Origin of the sequence: Sphingomonas sp. MJ1 (PH-R8), assembly GCF_048058635.1 — a bacterium.
Lineage (GTDB): Bacteria > Pseudomonadota > Alphaproteobacteria > Sphingomonadales > Sphingomonadaceae > Sphingomonas.
Genome location: NZ_JBBEFX010000013.1, coordinates 25,737 through 52,365, shown reverse-complemented (window position 1 = coordinate 52,365; position 26,629 = coordinate 25,737). Strand labels below are relative to the sequence as shown.

The following is a 26,629-nucleotide window of genomic DNA, read 5'->3' as shown; positions in this document are numbered from 1 at the left end:
CGGCATCGCCGTGCCGTACGCTTTGTCGGGTTCGAGGCTATCGCCTGCCGGAGCGCCTGTCCAACCTGCGGCAGCCGCAACCGGGTTCAGTCGGCCGAACGACCTTGGACCGCGAGTGCCAGCACGCGCTGCGCCTGTTCCAGGTGGAGGCGCTCCACCATCGCGCCGTCCAGGCGGATCGCGCCCCGGCCGTCCGCGTCCGGCGTCGCAAAAGCGGCCACGATCGCCTCGGCCCGCGCGACATCCTCGGGGGTTGGCGAGAATGCGGCGTTGCAGGCGGCGATCTGGCGCGGGTGGATCAGCGTCTTGCCGTCGAAGCCCATGGCGGCACCCTGCCGGCACACCGCCTCCAATCCCGCATCATCGTCAATCGCGTTGTGGACGCCGTCCAGCACCGTGAGCCCCCAGCCGCGCCCGGCGGCGAGCGCGAGGGTCAGCAGCGGCAGCAGTTCCGCGCGATCGGGCGAGAGGCGGCAGCGCATCTCCTTGGCGAGATCGTTGGTGCCGATCACGAACGCCTGGAGCCGCGTGCGCTCGGCTGCCGCGGCGATGGCGCCGAGCGAGGGAATGGCGCGGCAGGTCTCGATCATCGCCCAGATCGGTGCGCGCTGCACCTGCGCCTCGGCCGCGTCGATGTCGGCCGCGGCATTCACCTTGGGGACCAGCACGGCGTCGAAGGGGGCGCTGTCGGCTGCGGCGAGGTCGTCGGCCGCCCAGGGGCTGTCGAGACCGTTGATGCGCAGCACCAGCTCGCGCGTGCCGAACCCGCCCTCTCGAGCCGCCGTCACCGCCGCCTCCCGCGCCGCCTGCTTCTGCTCGGGCGCGACCGCATCCTCCAGGTCGAGGATCACGACGTCACAGGAAAGGGTGCGCGCCTTCTCGATCGCCCGCGCGTTGGACGCCGGCAGGAACAGCGCGCTGCGGCGGGGGCGAAGATCGCTCATGCCGGCCGATCGGGCAGCAGCAGCGAGGCGTCGCCATAGCTGTAGAAGCGATAGCCGCTGGCGATCGCGTGCGCGTACGCCGCCTGCATCCGCTCCAGCCCCATCAGCGCCGAGACCAGCATGAACAGTGTCGATCGGGGCAGGTGGAAGTTGGTCATCAGCCCGTCGATGCCGCGGAAGCGATAGCCCGGCGTAATGAAGATGGCGGTGTCGCCTTCGAACGGACGGATGATGCCGTCCTCGCCGCTGGCGCTTTCGATCAGGCGCAGGCTGGTGGTTCCGACCGCGATCACGCGCCCGCCGTCGCGGCGGACCTGGTTGAGTCGATCGGCGGTTGCAGCATCCAGCCGGCCCCATTCGGCATGCATGCGATGCTCGTCGGTGTCGGCGGCCTTCACCGGCAGGAAGGTGCCGGCGCCGACGTGGAGGGTGAGGGTCGCGTGGCCGATCCCGCGCGCCTCCAGCGCCGCCAACAGGCCGGGTGTGAAGTGCAGCGCTGCGGTGGGGGCGGCGACGGCGCCTGCCTCGCGCGCGAACAGCGTCTGGTAATCCTCGGCATCGCGCGCGTCGGTCTCGCGCTTGGAGGCGATGTAGGGCGGAAGCGGCATGCGGCCGGCGCGTTCCAGCAGCAGTTCGACCGGCTCGTCGCCCGCGAACTCCAGGAGCACGCTGCCATCGTCACCGCGCTCGCCGGCCGTCGCCGACACGCCGGCGCCGAAGTCGATCACGTCCCCGTCGCGCAGCCGCCGCGCGTTGCGCACGAAGGCGCGCCAGGCGCGCGGCCCCTCGCGCTTGTGGAGGGTGGCGCCGATGCGCGCCTCGCCGCGGCGCCCCTCGAGCTGGGCGGGGATGACGCGGGTGTCGTTGAAGACCAGCAGGTCGCCCGGGCGGAGCGCGTCGGGAAGATCGGTCACCACCGCGTCGCGGGTGCCGGCGTCGTCAAGCACCAGCATGCGTGCGGCATCGCGCGGCACCGCCGGGCGAAGCGCGATGCGCTCCGCGGGCAGCTCGAAGTCGAAATCGTCTACATTCATCTCAGGCGTCCGCCGAACGACCGGCGTGGATGGGTCAGCGCTTGGCCGGGCCGGACGGCAGCGTCAGGTTCTGGTCCTCCGCCGGCACGGTGGCGGCGGCGGCAGGCGCCGGCTGGTACGGCGGGGGATTGTCGGCGGCGATATAGGCGTGGATCACGCGGGTCGGGTTCGCCGGCGGCTCGCCGCGCTGGATCGCGTCGACATACTGCATGCCGTCGAGCACGCGGCCGAACACCGTGTACTTCTTGTCCAACGCCAGGCGCGGGGCGAGCATGATGTAGAACTGGCTGTTGGCGCTGTTCTCGTCCTGCGCGCGCGCGGCGGCGACGGCGCCGCGGACGTGAGGCAGGTAGTTGAACTCCTTCTCCAGGTCCGGAAGCTCGGAGCCGCCGGTGCCATCACCCTTGGGATCGCCGCCCTGGGCCATGAAGCCCTCGATCACGCGGTGGAAGGGCAGACCGTCGTAGAACTTCTGGCGGGTGAGCGTCTTGACGCGCTCGACCGCCTTGGGCGCGACATCCGGGCGCAGCCAGACGGTGACGCGGCCACCGCTCGACAGGTCCAGCAGCCACAGGTTCTCCTTGTCGGTGGTCGCGGGCGGTGCCGCGCGGCCGGGGACATCGATCAGCTGGGCTGCGGCGGGCAGCGCGAACAAGGACGCGAACAACGCGAAAACAACGGCAAACAGGCGCATTTCCACCCCGGGGATAAGTTCTCGGCCAGCGGCTTAGAGGATTTCCCGCGGCGGGGGTAGGGGCGCGTTTTCGCGCCCGACACCCCCGTCTCAGGCGGCGGCGAGCGCCTCCTCGCGCTCGGCTGCCTGGCGTGCCCACATTTCCGCATAGACGCCGTTCTTGCGCAGCAGCTCGGCATGGGTGCCGCTTTCCACCACCTGGCCAGCCTCCAGCACGACGATGCGGTCCGCGTGGACCACGGTCGACAGGCGGTGGGCGATGACGATGGTGGTTCGGCCCTGCTCGATCGCCTCCAGCGTGGAGAGGATCTCCGCCTCCGTCCGGCTGTCGAGCGCGCTGGTCGCCTCGTCCAGGATCAGCACGGGCGGGTTCTTGAGCAGGGTGCGCGCGATCGCCACGCGCTGCTTCTCGCCACCCGAAAGCTTCAGCCCGCGCTCGCCGACACGCGTGTCGTAGCCGTCCGGCAGGCTCTCGATGAACGGCGCGATCGCCGCACCGCGCGCGGCGGCGGCGATCTCGTCCGCCGTTGCCCCGGCGCGGCCATAGGCGATGTTGTAGCCCACCGTGTCGTTGAACAGCACCGTGTCCTGGGGAACGATGCCGATCGCGGCGCGCAGCGAATCCTGCCGCACGCGGGCGATGTCCTGCCCGTCGATGGTGATGCGGCCGCCAGTCGGGTCGTAGAAGCGGAACAGCAGCCGTGCGAGCGTGGACTTGCCCGCACCCGACGGACCCACCACCGCCAGCGTGGTGCCGGCCGGCACGTCGATGTCGATCCCCTTCAGGATCGGCCGCTCCGGATCATAGCCGAAGCGCACGTCCTCGAAGCGGACATGGCCCTGCGACACGGCGAGCGCAGGGGCGTGAGGGGCATCGCGCACCTCGGTCGGCGTGTCGATCAGGTCGAACATCGAACCCATGTCGGTCACCCCCTGGCGGATCGTGCGATAGACCATGCCGAGCAGGTCGAGCGGGCGGAACAGCTGGGTGAGGAGGGTGGAGACCAGCACCACGTCGCCGGGGGAAAAGCGCCCGCTCGCCCAGCCGAACACCACCAGCGCCATGCCGCCGGCCAGCATCACGCCGGTGATCAGCGCCTGGCCGATGTTGAGGAGGGCGAGGCTGTTCTCGCTGCGCACCGCCGCGGCCGCATAGTCGGCGACCGCACGCTCGTAGCGCTCGGCCTCGCGGTCCTCGGCGCCGAAATACTTCACCGTCTCGAAGTTCAGGAGCGAGTCGACGGCATGGGCGACCGCGCCCGTGTCGAGGTCGTTCATCCGCTCGCGCAGGGCGTTGCGCCAGTCGGTGACCCAGCGGGTGAAGAGGATATAGGCGGCGACCATCACCACCGTGCCCACCACCAGCCACCCGCCGAAGCGGACGCCGAAGACGCCGAGCACCAGCGCCAGTTCCAGCACCGTCGGCGCGATGTTGAACAGCAGGAAGTAGAGCATCGTGTCGATACTCTTGGTGCCGCGCTCCACCACCTTGGTGACGGCGCCGGTGCGGCGTTCGAGGTGGAAGCGCAGCGACAGGCCGTGGAGGTGGCGGAACACCGTACCCGACAGCCGGCGCGCGGCATCCTGGCCCACGCGCTCGAACACCATGTTGCGCAGGTTGTCGAACAGCGTCGCCCCGAAGCGCGCGGCCGCATAGCCGACGATCAGCGCGACCACGAGCCACAGCGCGTCGCGGCTGCCGGCGCTCATCGTGTCGATCGCGTTCTGCAGCGCAAAGGGTGCGCCATAGACCTGCACCAGCTTCGACAGGACCACGAGCAGCAGCGCGCCCACGACGCGCAGCTTCAGCCCCGCCTGACCCTTTGGCCAGAGGTAGGGGAGGAAGCGCCGGAGGGTCGCGATCATCGGCCGCTGGGATGCGGCGGGAGCAGAAGTATCAGGAGGCATCGGATCCCGATTTGGGATGTCCGGGCCCGCTGCGCAACGGACCGGGCAAGTCCCGACCGTGCAGGGCCGAGGGAACCGGATGTAATCTCAATCGCTTGACTCCCCGAAAGGAAGTCGAATGAGCTCGATCTTGTACGTCATCGCGATCATGGGCTGTGCCGATGATTCCAGCCAGTGCCGCAGCGCGCGGATCGAGCCGGCGACCTATAGCAGCATCCAGTCGTGCCAGGCGGCCATGCCCGACGCGCTGGTCCGCAACACGGACCTGAGCTACCCGACGATCGCCGCCGCCTGCCAGCAGCAGAGCGCACGCCTCGCCAGCAACGAACCACCGCAGCCGAGCCGCGGCGGCTGACCGGCGCTCCGGCGGGCCGAACGAAAAGGGCCGCGGCTTGGTGAAAGCCGCGGCCCTTTTCGTGTCCGGCCCAGCCGGGATCAGGCGACCTGTGCCGTCGGCTGCTCGTTGGGATCGCGCAGCACATAGCCGCGGCCCCATACCGTCTCGATATAGTTCTCGCCGTCGCATGCCGTGCTGAGCTTCTTGCGAAGCTTGCAGATGAACACGTCGATGATCTTGAGCTCGGGCTCGTCCATGCCGCCATAGAGATGGTTCAGGAACATCTCCTTGGTCAGCGTCGTGCCCTTGCGGAGCGAGAGCAGCTCCAGCATCGCATATTCCTTGCCGGTCAAGTGGACGCGGTTGCCGTCGACCTCCACGGTCTTGGCATCCAGGTTCACCGCCAGCTTGCCCGTCTTGATGACGGACTGGGAATGGCCCTTGGAGCGGCGCACCACGGCATGGATGCGGGCGATCAGCTCTTCGCGGTGGAAGGGCTTGGTCACGTAATCGTCCGCGCCGAAGCCGAACGAGCGGACCTTGGTGTCCATCTCGCTGATGCCCGACAGGATCAGGACCGGCGTCTGCACGCGGGCGACGCGGACCTTCTTCAGAACCTCGTACCCGTGCATGTCGGGCAGGTTCAGGTCGAGAAGGATGATGTCGTAGTCATAGAGCTTGGCGAGATCGAGCCCTTCCTCGCCGAGATCGGTGGTGTAGACGTTGAACCCCTCGGCCTCGAGCATCAGCTCGATCGCCTTGGCGGTGGTGGGTTCGTCCTCGATCAACAAAACGCGCATCGCAGTCCCCCTGTGCGGCGAGCGAACCGGAGGCGGCGCGCCGTAGGACAATCATTAACCTAAACCGAAGTGAAGGCAAAAGGTTAACGCGATCCTAAATCTCTCTTACGTCGAACGCGTACGTAGGCGGATTGTCACACGTCTTCGCCCAGCGTCTCCCGCAGGTAGAGGCTGCGGATCAGCGTGAAGATCACCACCAGCAGCGCCGCCGAGAAGAAGAGGCCGAACAGGCCGAACACCATGCCGATGGCGATGATCGCGAACAGGGTGATGGCAGGCGGGATCGCGATCACCCGCGCCTGGACGAAGGGCGTGATGAAGTTGGTCTGCAGCAGCCGCACGACCGCATAGGTAACCAGCGCGCCGATCAGCGGCCCCGTGCCCTGGGTGGCGCCCAGCCCCAGCGCCGGGATCATCGCCGCAGTCGGGCCGACATAGGGGATGAACTCGCTGAGACCGGCCAGCAGCCCCAGCGCGGCCGCGGACGGCACGCCCGAGATCCACAGGCCGACGCCGATCAGCACTCCCATGCTGGTCATCAGGATGATCTGCGCGCGCAGCCACAGCCGCAGCGTCTCGGCCGTGTCGTCGAGCGCATCCGCAAAGGCGTCGCGCTTGGAACGCGGGATCAGCAAAAGCGCGCCGCGGCGGTAGATCCCCGGATCGGCGGCAAAGAACATGGCGCCGGCGAGCAGCAGGATGCAGTTCAGCAGCAGCTCGCCCGAGCCCTGGACGAGGCCGCCGATGTCCTGCGCGATGCGGGAGCCGGCGAAGGCCGCCTCCACCGCCTCGACGATGCGCGCGCCAACGGGCGAGTGCGACATCCAGGCGGCGAGGTCGGAGAGCAGGCCCGGCAGCGCCAGCACCAGGGCGTTGACCTGCGATCCGAACTGATAGCCGAACAGCCAGACCAGGAAACCGACGGCCGCCAGAACCGTCACCATGCCCGCGGGCACCCGCGCATGCTCCGGAACGCGCAGGCGCCGCCCGTAGATGTCGGCCAGCGCGTGGATGACGGTTGCGCCGAGCATCGAGCCGAACGCCAGGATCAGCAGGTTGAGCGCGCGATAGAGCGCGACCGCGACCGCCGCGATCAGGATCAGCAGGACGACGCGGCGCAGGAAGCGGGCGTCCTCCGCATCCGGGCGAAGCCGGTTCACTGGCGGCTCGCGCACAGCTGGCGGAAACGTTCCGCCAGGAACTCGATCAGCACCTCGACGCGGGCCGGCCGCAACGTGCCGGGCGGGGTGAGGAGGTGCAGCGCCATGTTGGTCTCCCGCCAGTCTTGGAGCAGCTCGACCAGCGTGCCGTCCGCCAGATCCTGGTCGACGATGAAGTCGGGCAGGCGCGTGATGCCGAGACCCGCGCGGAGCGCCGGGAGCATCGCCTCGCCGCTGTCGGTGCAGAGGGGACCCGCCGGGCGGATCGCCACTTCCTCGTTCCCGCGGCGGAACTGCCAGACGAACGGGCGGCTGGCGTTGGTATAGGCCAGGCAGGCGTGGTGGGCGAGGTCGGCGGGGTGTTCGGGCCGGCCGTGCTTTTCCAGATAGGCGGGCGCCGCGACCAGGTGAAGCGTGATCGGCGCCAGCCGGCGGACCCGCAGGCTGCTGTCGGGGAGCTCGGCCACGCGCAGCGCCACGTCGATCCCCTCCGCGACGATGTCCGTCGGGGCGTCCGACAGCGTCAGGTCGACCTCGATGCCAGGATACAGGGTCAGGAAATCGGCCAGCGCAGGGGCGACACGAGTCAGGCCGAAGTTCATCGGCGCGGCCAGGCGCACGCGGCCGGTGGGCGTGCTGTTGGAATCGCGCGCGACTTCCTCCGCCTCGCGCGCTTCGGCCAGGATGCGGGCGGCACGCTCCGAAAGGGCTCGGCCGCTTTCGGTCAGGGTCAGGCGGCGCGAGGTGCGGTGGAACAGCGTGGCCCCCAGCCGCGTCTCCAGGCGGCTGATCGCTTTCGACACCGTCGCCTTGGACGTGCCGAGCGCCTGCGCGGCACCGCTGAAGGAACGGTGTTCGACCACGGACGCAAAGATCGCCCAGGCCTCGAAATCAGGTAGCATCATCCGACAGCACCTCCGTGCCTGCAGCTATAGCGTCGCAACGATCAGTTTCCAACGTTTCCGTTTACGTGGTGATAGGAGCGCCTACCTTCTGACCAACGGCTCGATGCCAGCGGAAAGGAATTTCCCATGATCGACAAGCGCAGTTTTGAAGGCCTGGGCCATGCAGACCATGGTTGGCTGAACGCCCGGCACCATTTCTCCTTCGCCAACTATCATGATCCCAAGCGGATGGGATGGGGCGCGATCCGGGTCTGGAACGACGACGAGATCGCACCCAACAGCGGTTTCCCGCCGCACCCGCACCGCGACATGGAGATCATCACCTTCGTGCGCAGCGGCGCGATCACCCATCAGGACTCGATGGGCAACACCGGGCGCACGGCGGCGGGCGACGTGCAGGTGATGAGCGCCGGCACCGGCGTGCGCCATGCGGAGTATAATCTGGAGCCGGAGACGACCCGGATCTTTCAGATCTGGATCGAGCCGCGGCTCAAGGGCGGCGCGCCTTCCTGGGGCGCCAAGCCCTTCCCGCGTGACGATCGCTCGGGCCGGTTCGTGCCCTTGGCGAGCGGCTATGCCGAGGATGTGGAGGCGCTGCGGATCCGTGCCGACGCACGGGTGCTGGGCGCCACGCTGAAGGCGGGCGAGACCCTGACCCACGAGGTGGGCGCGGGCCGCCACGCCTATCTAGTGCCGGCGACCGGCGCGGTGGAGATCGACGGCGTCCGGTTCGACGCCCGCGACGGCGCGGCGATCGATGGCGGTGCGACCGTCTCGATCACGGCGCTGGAGGATGCGGAGATCGTCCTGGTCGACGCTGAATAACGAGTTTCCCGGGCCGCGACGTGCGGCCGGGGAAGGGGGCCTGCCGATCTCTCCCTCCCTAGGCAGGCCCCCGAATACCAGCCCGACGGGCGGGCAGAAGCAAGGAGACATGCGATGGCAAAGGTTCTGGTGCTCTATTACTCGTCCTACGGCCACATCATGAAGATGGCCGAGGCGGTCGCCGAAGGTGCCCGCGGCGCCGGCGCCGAAGTCGACATCCGCCGCGTTGCCGAGACCGTGCCGGAGGATCTCGCCCGCGCCTCCCACTATGTGATGGACCAGCCCTATCCGGTGCTGGAAGACGTCAACGAACTCGCCAATTACGACGCGATCATCGTCGGCACCGGCACCCGCTATGGCCGCATGACCAGCCAGATGGCGGCGTTCTGGGACAAGACGGGCGGCGTCTGGGCGCGCGGCGCGCTGATCGGCAAGGTGGGCGGCGCCTTCACCTCGACGGCCAGCCAGCATGGCGGGCAGGAGACGACGCTGTTCTCGATCATCACCAACCTGCTGCACCACGGCCTCGCCATCGTCGGTCTCGACTATGGCTTCCAGGGGCAGATGGGCGTGGACGAGGTGCGCGGCGGATCGCCTTATGGTGCGACCACGATCGCCGGCGGCGACGGCAGCCGCCAACCGCACGCGGAGGAACTCGAGTCGGCGCGCTATCAGGGTCGTCGCATCGCGCTGACCGCCGCCAAGCTCACCGCCTGACCCGGGGTACCCGCCGCTCCCGGAGCGGCGGGGCTCAGCCCTGCGGCGTCGGCACCGTGGCTTGCACGGGAGCCGGCGCCGCCGGTTGCGTCGGGGCCGGAGCGGCAGGCGTCGCAGGCCGCGGCGCGAGCAGCCGCTTGTCCTCCGGGCGGTTCGGATAGGCGGGGAAGCGTGCGGCCGCCGGCGCGAACAGCCTGCGCGCGGTTGCCGCGCCGGGTGCGTTCGGCGTGCGGCCGACCCAGCGCCAGTGCCACGGCTCCCACTTCACCTGCTGCTTGTTGCCGGCGGGGAAGGACTGCTCGAACCCGAACTCGGCGGCATGGGCGATCAGCCAGCGCCCCGCGGGGGTAGCCGCGAAACAGGCCTCCGCATCCGGGCAGCCGCCGCGGTCGCGGGTACCGAAGTCCACGACATAGCCGGTCGCATGTTCGCTGAACCCCGGCGGGGCCGAGGCCCAGGCGCGCTCGCGAAAGCTGCTGCTCTCGTCCGGATTGATGCCGCCACAGAAGGTCTGGCGCTGCAGGCGGACCGAGCGGTGGCAGGACACCGCGCGCAGCTTGCCCGCGATCGCCGGATCCTGGTTGGCGCGGGCGAGCAGTGCCTGCAGGTCGGCGAGCATGGCCGGGTGGATGCGACAGCTACCGCCCGGCGCGAATTCCTCCGGCGCCGGGATCAGCGCGGTCTCCATCGTATCCGGGTAGGGGAAGTGGTTGAACAGCCGCCCGTCCGGCCCGGGCTGGACGATGCCGCGGTCGCACAGCGCGATCGGCGCGCGGTCGACGGCGATGGCGGGCGGCGGTGCTGCGGGGGCAGGCGTGGGGGCCGGCACCACCGGTGCCTCGACGGGAGCGGGCCTGGGCGCCGAGCAGGCGGCAAGCGCCAGCACCAGCGCAGCGGACATCCGCAGGGAGTTACGCAATCCAACCTCCTGAACCGCACACGGCGGCGCTGCCGCCTTTCGGCGCCTGCGCTCTGGCATGTCGGCGGCGGCGGTGGCAAGGGACCAGCATGCTGGATGACCTAGTGCTCTTCATCGATGGCGAAGCGATCGTGATCGACAAACCGGCGGGCTTGCCGGTCGACCGCCCGCGGGATCGCAGCCCGAGCATCGAATCGCGGCTGGACGAACTGACCTTCGGTTTCCAGCGGCTGCCGACGCCGGTCCACCGCCTGGACCGCGACACCAGCGGCTGCCTGCTGCTCGCCCGCAATCCCAAGGCGCACGCCCGCTTCCAGCAGGCGTTCGAGGCGGGGCTTGTGCAGAAGCGCTACCTGGCCGTGCTCGATGGGGTGCCGGCGGAAAGCTCCGGCACGATCGACCTGCCGCTCGCCAAGGTGAGCAGTCCCGAGGCGGGCTGGCGGATGATCGGCGATGCCAAGGGCAAGCCCGCGCGCACCAACTGGAAGCTGCTGCGCGCCGAGGGCGGCCGCGCGCTGGTCGCCTTCTTCCCCGAGACGGGCCGCACCCACCAGATCCGCGTCCACGCCGCAGAGGGGCTGGGCGCACCGGTCGCGGGCGACCCGGTCTATGGCCGCGCGGGCGGCCCGATGCTGCTCCACGCTGCGCAACTGACCGTGCCGCGCGGCAGCAAGCCTCCGGTGGAGGCCACCGCGCCGCTGCCGGCGAGCTTCGCAGCAGCCGGTTTCGGGGACAACTGAGGCGCCGTCCGGATGGCAGCCATCCCGATCACCCGCTCGATCAGTATCGACAGCGACGAACTGGTCGAAAGCTTCACGCGCGCGAGCGGGCCGGGCGGGCAGCACGTCAACACCACCGACAGCGCGGTGCTGCTGCGTTTCGACGTGGCGGCCTCCCCGAACCTGCCGGACGCCGTGAAGAACCGGCTGGCCGAGCTGGCGGGGTCGCGGATGACGCGCGAAGGCGTGCTGGTCTTGCGCAGCGAAGGGGCGCGTTCCCAACTTCTCAACCGAGAGGAAGTGCGCGAGCGGCTGGTCGCCCTGATCCGGGAGGCGACCTTCGTGCCGCGTAAGCGCAAGCCGACCAAGCCCAGCCGCGCGGCAAAGGCGCGGCGGGTCGATGAGAAAAAGGGCCGCAGTGCGGTCAAGGCCGGGCGCGGCAAGGTCCGCTTCGACTGAGCGCCGGGCCGCTACGAGGAAAAGGAACGCCATGTACGTCTTCGACATCGCCGCCGGCTCCAAGCAGGAGCTGTACCGCGAACTCGCCAGCGCGCTCGACGCGCTCACCGCCGACGAGCCGGATGCGATCGCCAACATGGCGAATGCGGCGGCGCTGCTGTGGGAATATCTGCCCGACCTCAACTGGTCCGGCTTCTATCGTAACGTCGCCGACGAACTGGTGCTGGGGCCGTTCCAGGGCAAGGCCGCCTGCATCCGCATCCCGTTCGGCAAGGGCGTGTGCGGCGCCGCTGCGTCCACCCGCGAGACCCAGCGGGTCGAGGACGTCCACGCCTTTCCCGGGCACATCGCCTGCGACGCCGCCAGCCGTTCGGAACTGGTGGTGCCGATCGTCCACGACGGCCGCCTGCTCGGCGTACTCGACCTCGACAGCCCCTCGCCGGCGCGTTTCGATGCCGAGGACGCGGCCGGCTGCGAGATGCTGATGCAGCGGTTCGCGCCCCGCATCGCGGGCGCCTGACCCCGCGTCAGCCGGCGGGGGTGGGCTCCGGCGTAGGGCTCGGCTGCGGCTCGGGAAGCGCGACCGCGATGTCGACGCGGCGGTTGCGCGCGCGGCCGGCTTCGTCGTCGCTGCCGTCCGGGTTGGCGTTGGGTGCTACCGGACGGTTTTCGCCGAGCGCGATCACGGTGATGCGATCCTTGGCCACGCCTTTCGCGACCAGATAGTCGCGTACCTCCTCCGCGCGGCGCCGCGACGATCGCAGGTTGTCCGCGTCCGAACCCTTCGAGTCGCTATGGCCGCTCAGCCGGATCGGGCCGCCCGCCTGGAGCGCGGGTTCGGCCAGCAGCGTGTCGAGCATCGCCTTGGCTGCGTCGTCCAGGGCTACTCCCTTGGGGAACTGGACGGTCCGCTCGATCGGCTCGAGCGGCGGCGGCGTGGGTTCGGCGTCCGGTTCGGTTTCCGGGCGGATGATCGACTTGCCCTCGGGCGTCGGCTCGGGCGCCGGGGCGATGTTGGCGACGTCCGGCTCGGCGCTGTTCTCGGCCGGGGCAGGCTCGGCGCGGTTGCCTTCGGAAGGGCCGCATCCCGCCAGGAGCGCCGCCAGCCCGCCGGTCGCCACCGCGTGGCACAAGGTCCGTTTCATCGTTCCTCCCCAATCATGTTCTCGTTTCGGGTCTCCGGCTCGCGCACGCGGGGCGGGGCATAGGAGACGATCACGTCGCCGGGCTGCGGCGTCGGCCGCGTGGCATGGGTGAAGAAGCGCAGCGTCCCGTTCTTGCGCAACAGCAGCAGCATGTCGGCCTCGTCCGGCAGCACCGCCTTTGCGTCTGCAAAGTCGAACTGCTCGCTGATGCGGGTCTTGCGGAACGACCAGCCGGCCCGTTCCCGCTCGGTGATTTCCTCGACGCCGAGGCCAGAGGTGAACAGCGCCCGGCCACGCAGCGCCTCTGGCAGCCCGCGCGGATCGCCGCTCGCGTCGCCCAGCTGGTACACCGCGTCGCGCCCGATCTGCGGCGCGAACTCGCTGCACACCAGCGCATTATAGGCCTCGTTCTCGGAGGTCGCGGCCAGGACCTGGAACTGGCTGAGGTCCAGCTGCTCCTCGGTCGCCTCAGCCAGGATCTCGCCATGATAGGTCGGGATCCCGCGCTGGCGGGCGGGGGAGAGCCGCTGCCAGCTGCTGTCGCTCACCAGCACCGGCACGTCGAGCGAGCGCAGATGCTCGGCGAGCGCCAGGCTCCAGTCGGTGCTCCCCACGATCAGCAGGCCGCGCTCGCTGGCGCCGGTGACCTTCAGCCAGCGCGCAACCGTGCGGATGCTGAAGCCATGGGCGATGATGGTGGTGACCACGACCGCAAAGGACAGGGTCACCAGAATGTCGCCGTCGCTGTAGCCGAGCCGGTCGAGCCGCAGCGCGAACAGCCCAGATACCGCCACCGCGACGACGCCGCGCGGCGCGATCCAGGCGATCAGCAGCCGCTCGTTCCACGGCACCCGGCTGAATGCGAGGCTGAGGAGCACGGTCGCCGGGCGTACCAACAGCAGCAGCGCGACCAGGAAGCCGGCGAAGCGCCACTCGAAGCGGCGCAGCACCTCCAGGTCGAGCTGGGCGGAGAGCAGCACGAACACGCCGGAGATCAGGAGGACGGTGATGTTCTCCTTGAACGGGTGGACGTCGCGCAGCGAGTCCAGCTTCATGTTCGCAAGCGCGATGCCCATCACCGTCACCGCCAACAGGCCTGTCTCCTGCTGGATCAGGTTCGACAGCACGAAGGTGCCGATCACCGCGACCAGCAGGACGGGCGCCTTCAGATACTCGGGCACATGCCCGCGCGGGAACGCCCAGGCGATCGCCCGCGCCACCGCATAGCCGATCAGACCCGCGAGCACGGCGGCGGCCAGCAGCGACACGATCACCCCGCCGAGCGAGGCGCCCGCCTCCGATCGGCGGAGATATTCATAGGTGATGACCGCACAGAGCGCGCCGAAGGGATCGTTGACGATCGCCTCCCACTTCAGGATCGCGCGCGGGCGCGGCGCGACGTTGCTCTGGCGCAGCAGCGGCAGGACCACGGTGGGTCCGGTGACCACCATGATGCCGGCGAACAGGATCGCGACCGGCCACACCAGCCCGGCGACATAATAGCAGGCGAGTGCACCCAGCGCCCAGCCGACCGGGATGCCGATCAGCGCCAGGCGGGTGACGGCGCCCTCGGTCTTGCGCAGCTCGCGAAAGTTGAGGCTGAGGCCGCCCTCGAACAGGATCACCGCGACGGCGATCGAGATCGCCGGTTCGAGCAGCGGGCCGAAGGCGGCATGCGGATCGATCAGGCCGGTGACGGGACCCGCGAAGATCCCCGCCACCAGCATCAGCGCGATCGCCGGCCAGCCCGTTCGCCAGGCGACCCATTGCGCGCCGATGCCGAGCACGCCGATGAGCGCGAAGAGGAGAGCCTGTTGTTCCATGCGACCGGCGATACCCACCTGGGCCCGGTGTCGCAAATTCGCGTGGCTTTGGCGGGGGAGGCGGCTATCCCCGCGGCATGGCAACTCCGACCGTCTCCGTCCTCATCCCGGTCCACAACCGGGCGCATCTGGTGGGAGATGCGATCCGCAGCATCCTGGGCCAGCGGTTCGGCGACTTCGAACTGGTGGTGGTGGACGACGGCTCCACCGATGACTCGGTCGCGGTGGTCGAGGGCTTCGGCGATCCGCGCATCCGGGTGGTGCGGCACGCCCGGAACCTCGGCATCCCGGACGCGCGCAACACCGGCCTGGACGCCGCGCGGGGCCGGCTGATCGCCTGGCTGGACAGCGACGACATCGCCCGGCCGGAGCGGCTGGGCACGCAGCTCGATTTCCTTGCCCGGAACCCGGACGTCGCGCTCGTCGGCGGCTGCGCGGGCAAGATCGACAAGGGCGGCCGGCGCAAGCGCGGCGTGCGCGTCCCGCCGCTCGAATCCGGCGACATCGCCGCATGGCTGCTGTTCCGGTCCGCCTTCCAGCAATCCTCGGTGATGGGCCGTGCCGAGGTGCTCAAGGCGAATCCCTATCGGCCGAGCTTCGACGTGTGCGAGGACCTGGAGCTCTTCGTGCGCCTCTCGCGGACCTATAGGCTGGCGAACCTGCCGCAGGTGCTGGTCGACCGGCGGGTGCATCCCGGCCAGACCGTGTGCCAGCGGCAGGACCGCATCCGCGAGTGCAAGGGCGGGCTCTACGCCGGGCCGCTTACGGAGCTCGGCATGCGGTTCGACGCCGAGGATCTTCGACGCCACACGCTGCTGGGCAAGACCAAGCTGAAGGGTGTGGAGGCGCCGCCGGATTTCCTGCAATGGGCCGACGACTGGCTCCAGACGCTGCGCGCGCGCAATGCGGAGAGCCGCTACGTCCCGCCCGAGGGGATGGCGCTGGCGACGGGCTGGTTCTGGCTGCTCGCCTGCCGCGTCGCGATGCCGACGCTGGGCCGGGCCGCCGCGGTGCGGACCTACCTGCGCTCGCCGCTGGCGCGGGGACTGATCCGCGGGCCCGCACGGGGCTGGCTGACCGCGAGCGCGCCGGTGCTGCTGGGCCTCCGGCGCTAGTCGACCAGGCGGCGGACGAGGTCGAGGTCGGAAGGCTTGTCGACATCCACCGCCGCCAGGCCGAACGGGCTTGCGACCGCGCGCGCCGAGATGCCTGCGGCGGCTCCGAGCCGCATGAGCGCCTGATCGAGCGTGAGCCGCCCGACCAGATAGCGCAGCAGCGTTCCGGTGCCGAGCCGACGCACGATCCGCCACGGCCGCTTGCGATCCGCCTCCACCTGCGACCACAGGTCGAGCGCCGCGTTCGCCTTGGGCGTCGCCAGGTAAAAGAGGTTGCACCCCGACCAGCTTCCGTCGGCGAAGCGCAGATAGGTGCGTTGCGTGTCCGGCACCGCCGCCTCGATCACGTCGCGACGGGCGAGCAGCGCGGTCACGTCCGCACCGGCTGGCGTCGCCGCCAGGAACGCGGTGATCCACTCCGGTTCGAGCAGCGCATGATCGGCGGTGGTGACCAGCAGCGGCGTGCCCAAGGCTGCGAGCCCGCTGCGGGTGCTGCGGCTGGGGCCGGCCTCTGCGGGCAGCACCTCGACGCCAAGCGTTTCGGCATGGGCGGCGACGGCCGGGTCGGAGACGGAGACGCCGATGCGGGTGGCGCCCGCGGCCCGGAGCGACCGGACGACGCGGGCAAGCATCGTCATGCCGCCGACCTCGATCAGCGCCTTGGCAGGCACGCCAGCATAGTCCGCGACCGGATCGGCACCGCCGCGCGAGCCGGCGAGCACCAGGGCGTGGAACGCGCTCATGCCCGTGCCCGCGCGCGCCAGACCTTCCACAGCACGCCGGGTGCGGCGAGCAGGGGGTGGCGTTCGGCCCAGGGCGTCAGCTTGACGGGCACGCCGGTATGCCGCTCGACCTTCCACGCGCCGTAGCGCGCGGCCCCGTCGAGCAGGAAGGCGGCCTTCACCAGGCGCAGCGCGTTGAGCGGCTTGCCCAGCCGCCGGCGCGACCGCCAGCGGCGCAGCAACTGCGCCCGTGTCTCGGCGTCCAGGATCGGCGACACCCCGTCCGGCGTCCGGCGAACCTCGATCCCGGCCGCTTCCCAGGCGAGGAGGAGCAGTTCGGCATAGCGTTGCGGATCATAGGCGAGGATCTGGTCCTCGCGCCCCGGCTGCTCGACCCGCAACTCCGCGCGATAGGTCTCCCGGAACAGTGCCTTCCAATAGGCGGCCGGTGCGCCATGGGCAGGACCGAGCACGGCGGCGAAGCGGGCGGCAGTGATCGCAGCCGCCGCGATCGCGTCGACGACCGCTTCGGCCTGCGCGGCGCCGGCGATCCACAGCAGGGCGCTCGGCTGCACGAAGCGGGTCCAGATCGTCGTGTCGGCCAGTTCCCCGCTCGCGGCCTCCGCAAAGACGGAGAGCGGCATGGTCGCGACCTTCGCCTGGAGCATGCGGCCGCCGACGCGAACCTCCTCGAAGCTGATATCGGGCCAGATCCGCTGGGACACCATGCCGCGGACGCCGGGCGCTGGCGGCCCTTCGGTCAGGACATAGAAGTCGAGCAGCCCGTCGAGGTCGCCCGTCCGCAGCACGGAGCCGTAGAACAGCACCGCCGATCCGCCGAGCCGGCCGGCGACGACTGCGGCTGCCTCGACGATCTCCGGCCGGACTTCGGCCGCCAGCATGTCGGCGATGGCGCGACGAAGCGGGCGCATCAGGGCGTCACGAACTGGAGCGGCCGGCCCTGGCGCACCGTGATGGTGCCGCCGTCGTAGAGTTCGCCGTCGAGGATGAAGCCGCCCTCCAGCGTGACCGTAAAAGATTGGACGTCGTGGCGGCGATAGCCGGACTGCTCCAGCCACGCCGCTTCGGAGCCGCGCAGCAACGCAGGCACCGCGCGGGAGAGGCGCCTGGGGGGCGCATCGACCGCCAGCATCTTCAGCCCCGCGCGCTCGTGGCCGAAGGGCTTGAGCCGCAGCGGCAGCCGCTCCAGCGTCGAACTGAACAGGATATAGAAGGTCTTGTCGATCGGGGCGCCCTGATCGAGCTGCAGCCGCATCGGCTCGCCCGCGCGCCACTCGTTGGCATGCCCGCCGAACATCGTCTGGGCGACGCCCCAGAACAGCGAGATGCCGACCGCGAAGCTGTTGAAGGCGCCGGCCTTGTGCGTGCGCTGCGCCAGTTCGGTCGCACGCACGAACGCGCCCGCCCCGAACAGGAAGCCGCACAGCTCCGGCTTGCTCGCATCGCCGCGCAGGATCTCCACGGACGCACGGGCGCGGACGCCGCCATGGGCGCCGGCCTCCAGCGCGTCCTGCACCGTCCAGTCGTTCGGAATGCCGAGGTCGAGCGCGAGCGCGTTGGTCTTGCCCGAGGGGACGACGGCCAGCCGGGGCAGGGCCTCCCCGAAGATCTCCTGCGCGCAGGTGAGTACGTCCCGCACGGTGCCGTCGCCGCCGTCGACCACCAGCAGTTCGATGCCGGCGTCCCGGAATTCGCGCAGCGCCTGGGCCAGCGCCGGGTGGGTCCGGGGGCCGCGGTACAGGAGGTTGGGCGTATCGGCCGGCACCACCGCCGCCTCGGCACCGCGCGTGCGGTTGCGATGGCTGCGGCTGTTGCTGATGATCCCGGTGCGCGGATGGCCGGCGCGGCGTGCGCCACGGTCCGGGACCATCGTTCCAGGGGAAGTAGGGGACGCCATCTGCTCTGCCGGTTCCGAGGTAATCTTCTTCAAACGCGCCCCCGGGGTACGATGCTTGAACGGGAGGCGGGCCCATGCACCGCACGATTGGCCCGTCCGCGCCCATATCGTGGCAGTTTTGTGGCGACCGCCGCCTTCGGCAACCCCTATCGCACGCTTTCGCCGGGGAAGCGCCCGGCTTTTACGACCTATCGGCCATAGCGCGTGCGGATGGCGATGTTGCCGCCGCCAGCGGGCAGGGGAAAGCGCGTCGCCTTGAACGAAGGCAGGCCGAAGGTGGTCGGCGCATCGTTGGAGAAGCCGTACCCCTCCTTGGGCGCAAGCGCCGTACGGTTGAACTTATGGTCGCCGTTCTCGTCATGATAGGTGGCAAGCGCATAATGGCCGGGCGCCAGCCAGAAGCAGGCGCGGGTGGTCGGCGCCGTCGCCTTGACCCGCGCACGCGCGAGCTTGGCGCCGCCTTTCAGGAAGCGGCTGCTGTCGTCCGGATAGACGGTGAAGGCGACCTCGCCATCGGCGCTGCGCAAGCTGGTGGCGGCGACCTCCAGCTTCACCTTGCCGTTCCCCGGCGTGCCGACGCAGGCCGGCGCGGCCTGGGCGGGAGCGGAGAGGGCGGTGGCGCCCGCGAACAGGGCAAGCGCGGCAAGAGCGGTACGCGACATCGAAAACTCTCGTTGCAACAACTGGGCGTCCGCTATGCGCTCGCCCGGATGAACGGGAGATGGGCGGGGCCTATGCCACCGCCCCTTCGGTCCGCAGCCGGTCCCGCCGGATCGCGAGGCCGAGCATCAACGCCAGCAGCACGGCCGTGACGACCGAGGCGATCAGCACCCCGGCCGCGATGCCGTTCGCCCCCATGCTGGGCGAGAGCAGGAATGCCGCCGCGAACATGGTCCCCGTGGCTGCCAGCCGGACGAAGAAGGCGCTGCCGGCGCGATTGGCGGCCATCAGCACCGGCTCGAAGCCGACGGTGCACAGGTCGATGCAGCCCGCTGCCGTCAGCCACAACAGGCTGGAATAGGCGTTGGTGAACTCCGATCCGCCGACCAGTGCCAGCACATGCTGCCCCCCCAGCAGCAGAAGCCCGAACACCAGCGCGGCGACCAAGGTCGCGACCGAGACCGAGCGGACCAGGAAGCGGCCGACCTTGCGCAGGCCGCCCGCGTCGATCGAACGCACGATCTCCGGAAAGGCGGCGCGGGCGAGGAGCTGCGACAGCTTCGTCATCGCCTGTGCCAGCTGCACCGCCAGCCGGAACTCGCCCGCCGCGGTGGTGCCGGCGACGCCGCCCACCAGCAGCAGCGGGAACTGCTTGCTGGACAGAGTGAAGGTCGCATTGGCGTTGGTGCTGACCGCGAACTGGACGATGCCGGGGTTGTCGGTCACCACCGCGCGCAGGCCGTGGCCGTGGCGGCGCATCAGCCGCAGGTTGCCCGTCCGTGCGACCATGAGCCAATAGGCAGTGGCCGTCAGCAACTCGGCCGCCATCCACGCGACCAGGAAGCCCTGCAGCGTCGGGTGGATCAGCGCGACCAGGCCCGCGCCCACGAGCCGCACCACCGGCGTGGCGCTGTCCGCAAGTGCCGCCAGCGAGAAATTGTCGTTCAGCCGCAGGATGCCGAGCGGCGTGGAGCGCAGCGACAGCAGTTGGATGATCGTGAAGATGAAGGTCGCCCGCCACAGCGTCGGGCCAATGCCCAGCATCTCGCCCCACAGGCTCAGGATCGTCGCGGCGACGCCCACGCCCACCACGGCGCTCGTCGCGTCGAGGGCGGTGCAGGCGCGGAACAGCCGTCCCAGCCGGTCGAGGTCGCCCGCCGAACGGTGGGCGGTGCCGTAGCGGACGATGATCTGCCAGGTCTGGAAGCCCACCAGCGCGACCAGCACCTGCGAAGCGCCGACGATGATCGAGAAGCGCCCGAAGTCGGTCACGCCCAGCGTGCGCGTCACGATCGCCAGGTAGAAGAGCGACAGCACGGCCGTGACGCCGCGCCCGGCGAGCAGCCATCCCAGATTGTGCGCGACGCTGCCGAGCCCCTTGCGCGGGGTGCCGGTGCGCGCGGCGAACGGGTTCACGCGAGCCAGCTGGTGATCCTTTCGCCGTGACGGGCCGCCCACATCGCCTGCAACAGGCGAACCAGGTGCACCACCAGCGAGATCGCGGTCCAGGCCGCCACCCCGATGATGCCCCAGTCGGGACGCTGCACCAGCAGCAGGAAGAACAGGATGACCATGTTCGGGTTCCGCCGCGCGGTGATGAGCCGGAACCAGCTGTCGAACCGCTCCCACACATGGATATGCATGCCGAAGCGGACGATGAACGCGCCCTCGATCAGCCGCTGGGCGACATAGCCGAACAGCATCGTGCCGATCACCAGCCAGAACATCTGGTCGGTGAGCGGCCGGCCGTAATCGGCACAGCCTGCGGCCCAGGCCCACCACCAGAAGGGCGGGTGGACCAGGTCGACCCCATGGTCCCAGGCGTTGCCGAGCTTGGACGCGGTGATCGTGCAGCGCGCGAGTTTCCCGTCCACGGTGTCGAACACCATGAAGACGAGGCCTGTCCCGAGGCCGGTCCAGAACCAGCCGTGCCAAAAGGCGACCGTCGCGACGATGCACAGCACGCTGCCGGCGGCGGTCACCTGGTTGGGGGTGATCCCCAGCCGTGCGGCGATGCGGGTGAGGGCAAACGCCCATTCCGGCCAGAGATATTTGGTGAGGAGGTCGGTCACCCCCTTGTAGGCGCCGGTGTAGCTCGCCCGCTCGATGCCGGGCACCGCCTCGGGTACCAGCAGTTCGACGAACGGCTGCTCGCGCTTGCGCAGCGCCTCGTTGAAGATGCCTTCCTCGGCCTCGGCCCGGATCTCGTCCATGCCTGCGTCGAGCGGAACGGGTGCCTGCGCCTGCATCGCGGCGAGCACCGCCTCACGCTGCGCGGCGTTCGTGACATGGGCGAGCGCAGGCACGCCGTTGCGGCTCACCAGCGTTCCCGGCCTGCCGGTCAGGTGCGCGATCCAGACGGGATCGGACGCGAACCGCAAATTGACCAGGATCGTCGGGCCGGTCGGCTGGTCGGTGAAGGCCATGTCGCGCGAGGCGGCGATCCGCCGCACGCGCTCTTCGTTGGTCATGCCCCACAGCAGCGTCGGGTTGCTGCCGACGGGCGTGACTGCCGGCCGGGGCTGGGCATCCTTGGGTGTCATATCCGGGCCGATACCCGATCGTGCGCCGATTGCGAGAGGAAAGCCGTCATCCGGAGTGGCGCCCCGCCAATACGCCCAGGATTTCAGATGCGGCGCGCGTCGGTGCAGCGCCGCTGGTGTCGCCCAGCGAATCGCTCGCGAGCGCCGCCTGCGCATCCGCGAAGCGCGGGTGCTCGGTCCCGGCGCGGGCGAGGGCGGGCAGGACGCCATCGAGGCTGTCCACCACTTCGCCGGCGACCCACATCGCGTAGGAGGGATCGTCCTGCCAATGCGCACCACTCGCGTTCAGGAACACGCACGGACGCGGCCGCACCAGGAATTCCAGCACCTGGCTGGAGGTGTCGCCCAGGTAGACGTCGGCCGCCGCGGTGTAGCTGCCGTCCACCGCGGCGAAGCTCTGGTAGTCGCAATGCGTGTCGCCGCGGCCCTTCAGTTCCTCGTACAACGCGCGAACCTCGGGTGCGCGTTCGACGAGCCGCTGGTGGGGCGCGAAGATCAGGTTCCACCTGCCCTCGGCGAGCACCTGCCGGACGATCTGCTCGCCCCAGCGCCACCAGGAGGAGCGGTGCTGCTGCCAATGCGGATTGTAGAGCAGGACCGGGCGGTCCTCTGCGAAGTCCGGCGTCGCATAGCTGCGCTGGCGGAACCCTGCCTTCACGTAGCCGGTGGCGACGATCCGCTCCGGCGGCATGCCTCGCACCAGGTAGGTCTGGCGCTCGCGCTCGCTCGGCACCAGCGTTCGCCAGGCCGCGCGGCGGCGGCGGTCGTCGCGCGCGCTCATCGAGCCGACCCCGTGCGAGGTCTTCACGAAGCGCGTCGGCAGGATCGGGAGCACCCGCGGGAGCCACAGGCTCGTCTGCTCGGCACAGACGGCGACGGGCACCCGGGCCAGGCGCGGGGCAAGCCCGGCGAGCATCGGCAGCTTGGGCGGGAGCGGCGGGTTCGTACCCGCGTCGACCGCAACCGTGCGGAAGCCGGGCGCGCGGCGGATGCGGATAGGCGCGTGCGGCCGCTCGGCGAGCCAGCCGCCGATCAGCGCCTCGTGCATCGACGTGCTGACCCACAGGTCCTGCGGCAGCTCCGGCGCGAGGTCCGAGAGCGCTTCCACGATCGGGAAGAGGTGCGGGATCAGCAATGTTTCGCCCAGGAACAGAAAGGCGACCCGGTCCTGCATCAGGCGGGCGCCCCCTGCGCCGTGCCCCAGGTGTCGATGTCCTCGGGCCGGTCGATCTCCTGCCAATTGCCGGCGTGATGCTCGATGGCGGTGACGCCGACAGTCGCCGCCAGTTCGGCGACGATCGCGTGATGATAGGCGGCGTGGCCGCTGTCGCGCTCGATCACCGTCTCCAGCGCGCGGGCATAGGCGCCGTCATCCCCGGTGCTGGTGATGACGCCCAGCGACCGGTGGGTGGTGCGCGCGCTGTCCAGGTCCTTGGCCACCGCCGTCACGCGGCCGTCCGCCACGGCGACCCGCATGTCGTCCAGCACGGGGCCGCGGATCGGCTCCACGACCAGGCCGATGCCGGGCGGCGGCTGGCGCAGGGCTTCGCTCAGCACCGCCTGCTCGAACACCGTGTCGCCGTTCAGGAGGCAGAAGGGCTCCAGCAGGTGCGCGCGGGCGACCCACACGCTGCCGATGCTGTTGCTCACCGACCAGAACGGATTGAACACCGTCGTGACGCGCAACGGCAGCGCGCGTTCGGCGACGAACTGGCGCACCTGCCGGTGGCGATATCCGACGACGACCGCGGCTTCCTCGATCCCCGCGTCGGCAAGCGCGGTCAACTGTTGCAGCAGGATCTCGCGTCCCTGCACCTTCACCAGGCACTTGGGGATTTCCATGGTGAGGGGCAGCAGCCGGGAGCCATAGCCCGCGCTCAGGATGACCGCTTTCATGCCCCCGCCTTAGCCGCTGGGCCTGCGCTTGTCAGCTTCGGCGGCGCCAGGGGCGCTCCGCCGCCTCAGCCGAGCGCGCGGATGAAGCCATAGGTGCTGGTGATCGTCAGCACCGTGCCGACCAGGATCAGCATCGTCTTGGTCGGGATGCGCTTGGCCATCACCGCGCCGAACGGCGCCGCGACGATGCCGCCGATCAGCAGCCCGAGCGTCGCGGTGGCGAAGTCGCGAATGCCCAGATGGTAGATGAAGGTCGCCGAGACGGTGAGCGTCAGGAAGAACTCGACGCTGTTCACGGTCCCGACCACCTTGCGCGGTTCGACGCCCTGCACCAGCAGGTTGGAGGTGACGATCGGGCCCCAGCCGCCGCCGCCCGCCGCATCCAGGAACCCGCCGACGAGGCCCAGCGGCTCGACGACCTTGGGCTTGGCGTGCTTGGGCGGGAACAGGATGCCGCGGATCAGCAGGTAGATGCCGACCGCCACCAGATAGCCGAGCACGAACGGCTTCACCGCATCGCCGTCCAGGTTGGTCAGCAAATAGGCGCCGCTCACGCCGCCGATGACGCCGGGGATCAGCAGCCGCAGGAACAGCTTCTTGTCCACGTTGCCCGACAGGACGTGGCTGATGCCGGACACCGCGGTGGTGAAGGTCTCGACCACATGGACGTTGGCGGACGCGCGCGCCGGCGGCAGCCCGATCACCGCCACCAGCAGCGTGTTGCAGATGACGCCGAACGCCATGCCGAGCGCCCCGTCGACGATCTGGGCCCCGAATCCCACGGCAATGAACGGCAGCAACGCTTCTACGCTGAACGAAGGATCCACGGCATCTTCCCTGTTGTTGCGGTTCGACCATGCCGTGGCGGAGTTCGCCCAACAACATAGATATGGTTTAAACTGGTCCGGGCGGTCGGACGCCGGCGCGGCGGGGGAGCGCGTCCACCGCGCCGGCATCGCCCCCTTTCTTCAGAAGCGATAGCGTGCCGTCACCTGGGCGGTGCGCGGATCCCCCGGCACGCCGGAGAACATGCCCGAATTGCCCGACTGCGGCGTGAGCAGGGTCATATAGTCCTTGTCGAACAGGTTGCGGACCAGCCCGAACACTTCCCAGCCGGCATCCGCGGCGAAGCCGACGCGCAGGTTGATGGTCGTGTAGCCGTCGATGCGGAGGTACTTCGAATCCGATGCGTCCGCGAAATAGCCGGTGCGCGACTGGCCCTCGATGCCGACATAGGCGTCGCCGTTCAGGCCAGTCGGGCGGCGATATTCCGCGCCATAGGAAAAGGTCCAGCGCGAGGTGCCCGGCAGATCCTTCCCCGAAAGGTCGCACACCGTCGTCCCCGATGCGATCAGCTCGAGCGGGCACGGGGCATTGTCGAAGGACACATAGTCGGCGTCGGTGAATGCGGTGCGCAGATAGGCCGAGAGGCCGGAGACCGGCGCCAGCACCAGGTCCAGCTCCGCGCCCTGCGACCGCACCGAATCGATGTTGGCGAGATAGCCGCGCAGCGCGCCCGGACCGGTGTCGACCACGTTCGCCTGGAAATCGTCCACGTCGGTGCGGAACAGGGCGAAGTTGGCCGTGAGCTTGCGCCCGAACCACTGGCTCTTGATGCCGACCTCATAGGACTGCGACTTTTCCGGGCTGACGATCGCGCGATCGAGCGCCGGGTTGTTGGTGGCGTTGAACGGCAGGCCCGCCAGGTTGATGCCGCCCGACTTGAAGCCGCGGGCATAGCTTGCATAGGCGAGCAGGTTCGGCCGCGCCTGCCACGACAGGTTGATGTCGCCGGTCAGCGCGTCGTCGCTGAACTTCACGTCATAGGCCTGCGGACGGAAGATCGAGAGCTTGGCCGCCTGGAGCGCCGGGTCGTTGGTCTGGAGGCCGCCGGACACGACGGCTTCGTAGTCAGCGGTCTTGTGCTCATAGGTGTAGCGAAGCCCCGGCGTCAGCCGCAGCGTATCGGTGATGTGCCAGGTGACCTGCGCGAAGGCCGCGTAGCTCTGGATGGTCGACAGCGCCGACGAGCTGGTGATGTAGCCGTCGAGCAGGTTGGACGGGATCGCGGTGCCGTTCGCCGTCTGCGTCCCCAGCAGCCAGAAGGCGGCGTCCGAACCCCATTCGGTGACGTTCTGCCCGCGCAGCTCCTGGTAATAGGCATAGAGGCCGAGCGTGTAGTCGAGCCGGTTCTGGCCGTTGGACGCGAGCCGGATCTCCTGGCTCAGCTGATCCTGCTGCACCGGGTTCGCCGACTGCGGCAGGATGTCGAGCGCGGTATAGTCGCGGTCGTTCGCCGGCTGCCAATCCCACCAGCGATAGGCGCTGACCGAGGTGAGGGTGCTGCTGCCCAGGTCCACATCCGCAATCGCCGAGATGCCGCCGATCTCGGAGCGCGCCTTCAGCTTGCCATCCGCGTCGGCAAGCCGGTCATAGGGGTCGAGGCTCGGCGGACGATAGCCGAGCGCGGCGGAAAGCGCCGGAAACTGGCGGTTGGCAGGCCGCAGCGTCTCGCCATAGCCGGCATAGACCTGGGTGCAGCAATCGGCATCGGACAGGTTGTAGTCGGCGATCAGACGCACCCGCACGTCGTCGTTCGGCTGCCAGAGCAGCTGGCCACGGACGGCGAAGTTGTCGAGGTCGTTGACGTTGCGGCCGGTGAGCGTGCTTCGCACGAACCCGTCGCGCGTGGTCTTGCCCGCCGCCACGCGGAACGCCAGCGTCTCGCTGATCGGCCCGGTCACTGCCGCCTTGATCTGCCCGAACTTCTGCGTGCCGACCGACGCCTCGAACTCGCCCTCGGGCGTGAAGCTCGGCGACTTGGTGGTGATGTTGACGGCGCCTGCGGTGGTGTTCTTGCCGAACAGCGTGCCCTGCGGCCCGCGCAGGATCTCCACCCGCTCGATGTCGAGCAAGTCGAACGCGGAGGCGGCCGGGCGGCTGTTGTAGACCTGATCGACATAGAAGCCGACGCCCTGCTCCAGGCCGTCGTTGGCAAGGCCGAACGACACGCCCAGGCCGCGGATGTTGAGCGCGGTGTTGCGCGGGTTGGACGAGGTATATTGCAGCGTCGGCGCCTGCTGCGACACCTGCTGGATGGTGAAGGTGCCGGTGCGCGCGATCTGCTCGGCGCCAAGCACGGACAGCGCGATCGGCACCGACTGCGCGCGCTCGGCGCGACGACGGGCGGTCACCACCACGTCCTCGCCTCCAGCGGCTTCGGCGGCGGGCGCCTCCTGCACCTCGGCTGCCGCAACGGCTTCGGCCGCCGGGGCGGGCGGCTCCGTGCTCGCCAGCGGAGCCGTGGTCTGCAACGCCAGTATCACCGCAAGCGAACTCGGCACAATCAACCTCCCTGTTGTCTATCCGCGCCAATCTCCACTGAT

At 69.7% G+C, this 26,629-nt stretch carries 27 protein-coding genes; 7 read left to right on the top strand and 20 right to left on the bottom strand.

What is annotated here, in order from left to right; all coding sequences use genetic code 11:
• Positions 1-86 precede the first annotated feature (86 nt).
• The 4 genes from VPH46_RS11955 to VPH46_RS11940 form a co-directional block, all read right to left on the bottom strand.
• Positions 87-944: an HpcH/HpaI aldolase/citrate lyase family protein gene (locus tag VPH46_RS11955; protein WP_416611486.1), complete on the bottom strand. Its 858-nt coding sequence runs from the start codon at positions 942-944 to the stop codon at positions 87-89.
• The gene (gene queA, locus VPH46_RS11950; protein WP_416611484.1) at positions 941-1,978 is read right to left on the bottom strand and encodes a tRNA preQ1(34) S-adenosylmethionine ribosyltransferase-isomerase QueA; all 1,038 of its coding nucleotides are present in this window, start codon (positions 1,976-1,978) and stop codon (positions 941-943) included. Before queA ends, VPH46_RS11955 begins: the two co-directional genes overlap by 4 nt.
• Positions 1,979-2,012: 34 nt before the next feature.
• Positions 2,013-2,672, bottom strand: a complete 660-nt coding sequence (locus VPH46_RS11945) for a peptidylprolyl isomerase (RefSeq protein WP_416611483.1) — start codon at positions 2,670-2,672, stop codon at positions 2,013-2,015.
• Between the two features lie 90 nt (positions 2,673-2,762).
• Complete coding sequence (locus tag VPH46_RS11940) at positions 2,763-4,580, bottom strand: ABCB family ABC transporter ATP-binding protein/permease (protein WP_416611481.1); 1,818 nt, start codon at positions 4,578-4,580, stop codon at positions 2,763-2,765.
• Between the two features lie 118 nt (positions 4,581-4,698).
• On the opposite strand from VPH46_RS11940, the gene VPH46_RS11935 reads away from it, so the two are divergent.
• Positions 4,699-4,935: a hypothetical protein gene (locus VPH46_RS11935; RefSeq protein WP_125960421.1), complete on the top strand. Its 237-nt coding sequence runs from the start codon at positions 4,699-4,701 to the stop codon at positions 4,933-4,935.
• An 80-nt stretch (positions 4,936-5,015) separates the two neighbouring features.
• On the opposite strand, the gene ctrA is transcribed toward VPH46_RS11935, so the two are convergent.
• From ctrA to VPH46_RS11920, 3 genes are all read right to left on the bottom strand, one after another.
• Positions 5,016-5,717, bottom strand: coding sequence for a response regulator transcription factor CtrA (gene ctrA, locus VPH46_RS11930; protein WP_125960420.1), 702 nt, complete (start codon positions 5,715-5,717; stop codon positions 5,016-5,018).
• A gap of 134 nt (positions 5,718-5,851) precedes the next feature.
• A complete protein-coding gene (locus VPH46_RS11925) occupies positions 5,852-6,877 on the bottom strand; it encodes an AI-2E family transporter (RefSeq protein WP_416611478.1) in 1,026 nt (341 codons plus the stop codon).
• A complete protein-coding gene (locus VPH46_RS11920) occupies positions 6,874-7,782 on the bottom strand; it encodes a LysR family transcriptional regulator (RefSeq protein WP_416611476.1) in 909 nt (302 codons plus the stop codon). Before VPH46_RS11920 ends, VPH46_RS11925 begins: the two co-directional genes overlap by 4 nt.
• 126 nt (positions 7,783-7,908) lie before the next feature.
• Here VPH46_RS11920 and VPH46_RS11915 point away from each other — a divergent pair, with 126 nt between their 5' ends.
• The gene (locus tag VPH46_RS11915) at positions 7,909-8,607 is read left to right on the top strand and encodes a pirin family protein (protein ID WP_416611474.1); all 699 of its coding nucleotides are present in this window, start codon (positions 7,909-7,911) and stop codon (positions 8,605-8,607) included.
• A gap of 114 nt (positions 8,608-8,721) precedes the next feature.
• Positions 8,722-9,324, top strand: coding sequence for an NAD(P)H:quinone oxidoreductase (gene wrbA / locus VPH46_RS11910; RefSeq protein ID WP_125960416.1), 603 nt, complete (start codon positions 8,722-8,724; stop codon positions 9,322-9,324).
• Positions 9,325-9,358: 34 nt separating this feature from the next.
• On the opposite strand, the gene VPH46_RS11905 is transcribed toward wrbA, so the two are convergent.
• The gene (locus VPH46_RS11905; protein ID WP_416611472.1) at positions 9,359-10,243 is read right to left on the bottom strand and encodes a M15 family metallopeptidase; all 885 of its coding nucleotides are present in this window, start codon (positions 10,241-10,243) and stop codon (positions 9,359-9,361) included.
• Between the two features lie 89 nt (positions 10,244-10,332).
• Here VPH46_RS11905 and VPH46_RS11900 point away from each other — a divergent pair, with 89 nt between their 5' ends.
• The 3 genes from VPH46_RS11900 to VPH46_RS11890 are packed head-to-tail and all read left to right on the top strand — an operon-like array spanning position 10,333 to position 11,941.
• A complete protein-coding gene (locus tag VPH46_RS11900; RefSeq protein WP_416611470.1) occupies positions 10,333-10,983 on the top strand; it encodes an RluA family pseudouridine synthase in 651 nt (216 codons plus the stop codon).
• Between the two features lie 12 nt (positions 10,984-10,995).
• A complete protein-coding gene (gene arfB, locus VPH46_RS11895; protein WP_416611468.1) occupies positions 10,996-11,421 on the top strand; it encodes an alternative ribosome rescue aminoacyl-tRNA hydrolase ArfB in 426 nt (141 codons plus the stop codon).
• Positions 11,422-11,452: 31 nt separating this feature from the next.
• Positions 11,453-11,941, top strand: coding sequence for a GAF domain-containing protein (locus tag VPH46_RS11890; protein WP_416611466.1), 489 nt, complete (start codon positions 11,453-11,455; stop codon positions 11,939-11,941).
• A 7-nt stretch (positions 11,942-11,948) separates the two neighbouring features.
• On the opposite strand, the gene VPH46_RS11885 is transcribed toward VPH46_RS11890, so the two are convergent.
• Entirely contained in the window at positions 11,949-12,566 is a 618-nt protein-coding gene (locus VPH46_RS11885; RefSeq protein ID WP_416611464.1) for an OmpA family protein, read from the bottom strand.
• A complete protein-coding gene (locus VPH46_RS11880) occupies positions 12,563-14,389 on the bottom strand; it encodes a cation:proton antiporter (protein ID WP_416611463.1) in 1,827 nt (608 codons plus the stop codon). Before VPH46_RS11880 ends, VPH46_RS11885 begins: the two co-directional genes overlap by 4 nt.
• Positions 14,390-14,466: 77 nt before the next feature.
• Here VPH46_RS11880 and VPH46_RS11875 point away from each other — a divergent pair, with 77 nt between their 5' ends.
• Positions 14,467-15,504 (top strand): glycosyltransferase family 2 protein, encoded by a 1,038-nt coding sequence (locus tag VPH46_RS11875; RefSeq protein WP_416611461.1) that lies wholly within the window; start codon positions 14,467-14,469, stop codon positions 15,502-15,504.
• Here VPH46_RS11875 and VPH46_RS11870 read toward each other — a convergent pair.
• The 10 genes from VPH46_RS11870 to VPH46_RS11825 all read right to left on the bottom strand — a co-directional run bounded on the left by VPH46_RS11870 (position 15,501) and on the right by VPH46_RS11825 (position 26,587).
• Positions 15,501-16,247 carry a nucleotidyltransferase family protein gene (locus VPH46_RS11870; protein ID WP_416611459.1) on the bottom strand — a complete coding sequence of 249 codons (747 nt, stop codon included), beginning with the start codon at positions 16,245-16,247 and terminating at the stop codon, positions 15,501-15,503. The genes VPH46_RS11875 and VPH46_RS11870 overlap by 4 nt on opposite strands.
• Complete coding sequence (locus tag VPH46_RS11865) at positions 16,244-17,158, bottom strand: hypothetical protein (protein WP_416611457.1); 915 nt, start codon at positions 17,156-17,158, stop codon at positions 16,244-16,246. Before VPH46_RS11865 ends, VPH46_RS11870 begins: the two co-directional genes overlap by 4 nt.
• Positions 17,158-18,117 (bottom strand): diacylglycerol/lipid kinase family protein, encoded by a 960-nt coding sequence (locus tag VPH46_RS11860; protein WP_416611455.1) that lies wholly within the window; start codon positions 18,115-18,117, stop codon positions 17,158-17,160. Before VPH46_RS11860 ends, VPH46_RS11865 begins: the two co-directional genes overlap by 1 nt.
• Positions 18,118-18,332: 215 nt before the next feature.
• The gene (locus VPH46_RS11855) at positions 18,333-18,806 is read right to left on the bottom strand and encodes a DUF2141 domain-containing protein (protein WP_416611453.1); all 474 of its coding nucleotides are present in this window, start codon (positions 18,804-18,806) and stop codon (positions 18,333-18,335) included.
• A 70-nt stretch (positions 18,807-18,876) separates the two neighbouring features.
• The gene (locus VPH46_RS11850) at positions 18,877-20,220 is read right to left on the bottom strand and encodes a lipopolysaccharide biosynthesis protein (protein ID WP_416611451.1); all 1,344 of its coding nucleotides are present in this window, start codon (positions 20,218-20,220) and stop codon (positions 18,877-18,879) included.
• Complete coding sequence (locus VPH46_RS11845) at positions 20,217-21,347, bottom strand: CDP-alcohol phosphatidyltransferase family protein (RefSeq protein WP_416611449.1); 1,131 nt, start codon at positions 21,345-21,347, stop codon at positions 20,217-20,219. Before VPH46_RS11845 ends, VPH46_RS11850 begins: the two co-directional genes overlap by 4 nt.
• 46 nt (positions 21,348-21,393) lie before the next feature.
• Positions 21,394-22,521, bottom strand: a complete 1,128-nt coding sequence (locus VPH46_RS11840) for a hypothetical protein (RefSeq protein WP_416611447.1) — start codon at positions 22,519-22,521, stop codon at positions 21,394-21,396.
• Complete coding sequence (locus VPH46_RS11835) at positions 22,521-23,243, bottom strand: sugar phosphate nucleotidyltransferase (protein WP_416611445.1); 723 nt, start codon at positions 23,241-23,243, stop codon at positions 22,521-22,523. The genes VPH46_RS11840 and VPH46_RS11835 overlap by 1 nt, the downstream gene beginning before the upstream one ends.
• Positions 23,244-23,308: 65 nt before the next feature.
• Positions 23,309-24,070 carry a sulfite exporter TauE/SafE family protein gene (locus tag VPH46_RS11830; protein WP_125960400.1) on the bottom strand — a complete coding sequence of 254 codons (762 nt, stop codon included), beginning with the start codon at positions 24,068-24,070 and terminating at the stop codon, positions 23,309-23,311.
• A gap of 141 nt (positions 24,071-24,211) precedes the next feature.
• Positions 24,212-26,587, bottom strand: a complete 2,376-nt coding sequence (locus tag VPH46_RS11825) for a TonB-dependent receptor (RefSeq protein WP_416611443.1) — start codon at positions 26,585-26,587, stop codon at positions 24,212-24,214.
• Between the last annotated feature and the right edge of the window lie 42 nt (positions 26,588-26,629).